The following is a 4,549-nucleotide window of genomic DNA, read 5'->3' as shown; positions in this document are numbered from 1 at the left end:
GCGTTGTGGACGTTGCCGCCGCCGCGCGCGACCATGGCGGTCATGGCGGCGCGACCGAACGGAGTGGAGACCTCGGGGAATCCGGACAGGGACGCGGCGGCGGCGTAGTGGTGTCGGCTCCGCGCGGCGAGGGTCAGCGCCGGGCCGCCGGACATGGACACGCCGATCACGCCGCGGGTGCCGTTCAGGGCGTGGGCGCCGGCGAGCGCGGCGGGTAGTTCGGAGTCGAGGAAGGTGTGCCAGCGGTTGACGCCGAGGACGGGGTCCTCGCGCTGCCAGTCGGTGTAGAGGCTGAACCGGCCGCCCTCCGGGCTGGCGACCAGGACGTGTTTGTCGGCGAAGAAGTCCTCGTAGTCGGTGTGATAGGCCCAGCCGACGTGGTCTTCTCCCCCGCCCACGCCGTTGAGCAGGAGCAACAGCGGTGCCGGCGACGGGCTCGCGGGGAGGAGGAGGAACGTGGGGACGGCCTTGGCCATGGACGGGGACCACACGTCGGCGAGCACCTTGCGGCCCTCGACCGGTTGGACGCGCAGGATCTGTGGCCGCGAGGTGTCGGCCGGGGGCGGCGCGGTGGGGCGGGGCGAGGTGGTGAATCCGAGGGCCGTGGAGGTGTCGACGCCGCCGGCGGACTGCGCGCCTGCGAGCGGGTGGACCGCGCCGGTCAGCGCCACCGCGGCCGTGAGCGCGACGGCCGTCGGTGCGATGCGCCGACGGGTGGGTGACGGGCGTGGGTATATACGACGACGACGAGACACACCCGTCACTCTAGATCGCTTCTGTATCACGGGACAGAATGTCGGTCTCGTGGCGGCCGGGGACGGTCCCGCGGCGGCGGGCGCGGCTAGAGTCCGCGGTATGAGCTCTGGCCCGTCCACCCACGCCCTGGTCCTGCGACACCGGGCCAAGCCGGGCCGTCGCGACCAGTTGATCGAGGTGTGGCGCCGGCACATGCCCGAGGCCGTCCAGGCCAACGACGGGCACCGGGCCTATGTGCTGTGCGCGTCCCACGTGGATCCGGACGTGATGGTGGTGTTCCAGCACTACCGGGACGCCGCGGCCGCCCAGGAGTTCCTCGGTAACCCCGCCTACCTGCGATACCTGGAGGAGTCGAGCCCGCTGCTGAGCGGCCCGCCCGAGGTGGAGGCCGTGGACCCGCTGTGGTCGAAGGTCGTCGCGGCGGGTGGGTGAGGCGGCGCGCCGGGCATTCCGGCAGCGCATCCGGCCCGGATGCGCTGCCTTGTCGACTTGCGCGCCCCGAATGGTCCATTCCCGCAGCATGACCCGGTGATCGGCGTACATTCCGGCAGCAGAGGTCGGCGAGGCGGTGTACCCGGGACTGCGTGTGCCGGCGGTGCCCCCGCCCGGCCGCCGGCGCGGCCCTGCCCACTCGTGGACCCGGCTCACACCGGGCCCATCCGGCCCACGGGGCTGATCCCGCCCGGCCCCGAGCGCGCGGGTCAGGGATTGTCGGGCCCACTCGGTAAAGTCGGGCCCGTGACAGCCCGCAGACCGACCCCCGACCGCAGTGCCGCCGACAGCAGCGCCGCCGCCGATCGATCCGCCTCCGATCGACACGACGCCGCGGTGTTCTCGGCGTTGCAGGACGGGCCGGGTTCCCGGCCCGACCCGGCGGAGGTCGAGGCGCGCCGGGTCCGGTTGCTCGCGGGCGCCCAGACCACGATGAACGACCTGGCCGACGTGCTGGCCCCACTCGCGACGGCGTTCGGTGACGCCGGGCACGAGCTCTACCTGGTGGGTGGCAGTGTCCGCGACGCCGTGCTCGGCCGACTGGGCACCGACCTGGACTTCACCACGGACGCCCGGCCCGAGACGGTGCGGGCCATCCTCGACGACTACGCGGACGCGGTGTGGGACACCGGGATCGAGTTCGGCACGCTCTCGGCCGTCAAGCGGGACGGTGGCGGGATCGAGCAGCAGATCGAGATCACCACGTTCCGCGCCGACTCCTATGACGGGGTGACCCGGAACCCCGAGGTCGTCTTCGGTGACACCCTCGACGGTGACCTGATCCGGCGCGACTTCACGGTCAACGCCATGGCGGTGCGTCTGCACCCGGACGGGCGCCAGGAGTTCGTCGACCCCCTGAACGGGATGGACGCCCTGCTCGCCGGCGTTCTGGACACCCCGGCCGCACCGGAGCAGTCGTTCTCCGACGACCCGCTGCGCATGCTGAGGGCCTGCCGGTTCGTCTCCCAGCTGGGGTTCACCCTCGCGCCGCGGGTGTTCCGCGCGATGGCGGAGATGACCGGGGAGATCGACCGCATCACCGTCGAACGGGTGCGGACCGAACTCGACAAGACCATCCTCGGCGACTACCCGATCGACGGCATCAACATGCTGTGCGAGGCCGGGTTGGCCGACCGGGTGTTGCCCGAGGTGCCCGGCATGAAGCTCGAGCGCGACGAGCACCTGCAGCACAAGGACGTGTACTGGCACTCGCTCACGGTGCTCAAGCAGGCCATCGACCTCGAACCCGAGGGGCCCGACCTGGTGCTCCGCTGGGCGGCGTTGCTGCACGACGTGGGCAAGCCCGCCACACGGGCGCCCAAGCCCGGCGGCGGCGTGACCTTCCACCACCACGAGGTGGTCGGCGCGAAGATGGTGCGCAAGCGCATGCGTGCGCTCAAGTACTCCAAGCAGATGATCGAGGACGTCTCCGGCCTGGTGTTCCTCCACCTGCGCTTCCACGGGTACGGCGAGGGTCAGTGGACGGATTCCGCGGTGCGCCGCTACGTCTCCGACGCCGGACACCTGCTCCCGCGCCTGCACCGGCTGGTCCGGGCGGACTGCACGACCCGCAACAAGCGGCGGGCGGCCAAGCTGCAGGCCAACTACGACTCGCTGGAACGGCGGATCGCCGAGATCGAGGAGAAGGAGGACCTCGCGCGGGTCCGCCCCGACCTCGACGGCAACGAGATCATGACGCTGCTCGACCTCAAGCCGGGGCCCGACGTCGGCCGCGCGTGGGCGTATCTCAAGGAGTTGCGCCTCGACCGCGGCCCGCTCGACCGGGATGAGGCCGAGGCCGCGCTGCTGAGCTGGTGGGCGGGACAGAACGAACCGCAGCAGAACGGCGGGTCCGGGGGCTCCGCCGAGCAGAACGGCGACCCGGCATGATCGGCGGAGCGGTCGACCGCTACCTCGGTTCGGCCGCTGCGCGGGTCGTCGCCGTCGTCCTCGCCGTCGTCGGCACGCTGCTGCACACCGTCGGAATCCCGGGGCTGCAGCAGACCCCGCCGTACCGCATCGACCTCGACGTCTACCGCGTCGGCGGGCAGGTGTTCCGCGACGGTGGCGACCTCTACGGCGAGCTGCCCCAGCTCGCCCAGGGCGCCCACCTGCCGTTCACCTATCCCCCGCTGTCGGCGCAGCTCTTCTCGCTGCTCACGCTGGTGCCGTTGGCGGTCGCGTCCGCGCTGATCACGCTGGCGACCATCGCGGTGCTGGCCTACGTCGTGCACCTGGTGCTCACGCGCACGTGCGAACGCCCGCAGCGGGAGTTGTGGTGGCTCACCGCAGCCGTGGTGGCGGTGGCACTGTGGTTCGGCCCGGTGCGCGAGACGATCGGGTTCGGGCAGGTCAACGTCTTCCTCATGGCGCTGGTGCTGGTCGACGTGATCCGCGGCCGCGGCCGCTGGTGGGGCGGCACCCTCACCGGGTTGGCGATGGCCATCAAGCTCACCCCGGCGGTGTTCCTGCTGTACTTCGTGCTGCGGCGCGACTGGCGTGGGCTGGCCACGGCGGTCGTCTCGGCGCTGGCGTTCACCGGGATCGGGCACCTGCTCACCCCGGACGACTCCGTCCGCTACTGGACCTTCGCCATCCGTGACCCGGCCCGGATCGGTGGTCTGGCGTTCACGTCCAACCAGTCGGTGAACGGGTTCGTGCACCGACTCGGCTTCGAGGACACCGCCGCGTCGGTCGCGTGGTTCGTGGTGTCCGCGGCGATCGGCCTGGGGATCGCGTGGGTGGCGTGGCGGTTGCTGCGGTCCGGCCACGAGGTGGCCGCCGCGGTCGCGGTGGGCAACGTGGCGTTGTTCTGCTCGCCCGTGTCATGGGGACACCACTGGGTGTGGGCGGTGCCCGCGGTCGTGCTCACCCTGGTGTGGGCCGACCGCGCGGGACGAGACGGCGACGACGACGAGCGCGGCTGGCTCGCCCTGGCCGGCAGCGGCGTGGTGATCTTCCTGGGCACGCCGCAGTGGTGGGTGCCGCACAGCGAGGGCCGCGAGCTCGGCTGGGGCCCGCTGGAGCACCTCGTCGGCAACGCCTACCTGATCTGGGCGGCGGTCTTCCTCGTCGTCGTGGGTGCCCGGGCCTCTCGACTCGGGCGTCGCGACCTGGGCGGCGATCCCGAACGACCCGCGTTGCTCGTCAGGGCCACCGCGAGCAGCTGAGCGCCCGCCGTCAAGGCGGAACGACGATCTGTGGATTACGGACCATCGCTCCACAGATCGCGGATCGGGGCTGGTCCGATCAGGGCTCCCGGGACACGATTCTGGCCATGGACTACTTTTTCGGAGACGGC

Annotated in this window: 4 protein-coding genes; 3 read left to right on the top strand and 1 reads right to left on the bottom strand. The window is 71.7% G+C overall.

The window, feature by feature from the left end:
• Positions 1-755, bottom strand: a 755-nt coding sequence (locus G6024_RS17030; RefSeq protein WP_268817103.1) for an alpha/beta hydrolase-fold protein, incomplete at its 3' end; no start/stop codon positions are given.
• Positions 756-855: 100 nt separating this feature from the next.
• Between G6024_RS17030 and G6024_RS03810 the strand changes: the two genes are divergently transcribed.
• The 3 genes from G6024_RS03810 to G6024_RS03800 all read left to right on the top strand — a co-directional run bounded on the left by G6024_RS03810 (position 856) and on the right by G6024_RS03800 (position 4,418).
• Complete coding sequence (locus G6024_RS03810; protein ID WP_067720170.1) at positions 856-1,188, top strand: putative quinol monooxygenase; 333 nt, start codon at positions 856-858, stop codon at positions 1,186-1,188.
• Between the two features lie 408 nt (positions 1,189-1,596).
• Entirely contained in the window at positions 1,597-3,138 is a 1,542-nt protein-coding gene (locus G6024_RS03805) for a CCA tRNA nucleotidyltransferase (RefSeq protein WP_194307237.1), read from the top strand.
• Positions 3,135-4,418: a glycosyltransferase 87 family protein gene (locus tag G6024_RS03800; protein ID WP_159148090.1), complete on the top strand. Its 1,284-nt coding sequence runs from the start codon at positions 3,135-3,137 to the stop codon at positions 4,416-4,418. The genes G6024_RS03805 and G6024_RS03800 overlap by 4 nt, the downstream gene beginning before the upstream one ends.
• Positions 4,419-4,549 lie beyond the last annotated feature (131 nt).

Origin of the sequence: Dietzia maris, assembly GCF_014144855.1 — a bacterium.
GTDB classification, from domain to species: domain Bacteria; phylum Actinomycetota; class Actinomycetes; order Mycobacteriales; family Mycobacteriaceae; genus Dietzia; species Dietzia kunjamensis.
The sequence above is the reverse complement of the archived record's forward strand: the minus strand, read 5'-3'. Positions and strand labels throughout refer to the sequence as shown.

Coding starts and splice junctions, on each gene's coding strand:
- G6024_RS03810 (WP_067720170.1), top strand. CDS start 856: ATGAGCTCTGGCCCGTCCACCCACGCCCTGGTCCTGCGACACCGGGCC.
- G6024_RS03800 (WP_159148090.1), top strand. CDS start 3,135: ATGATCGGCGGAGCGGTCGACCGCTACCTCGGTTCGGCCGCTGCGCGG.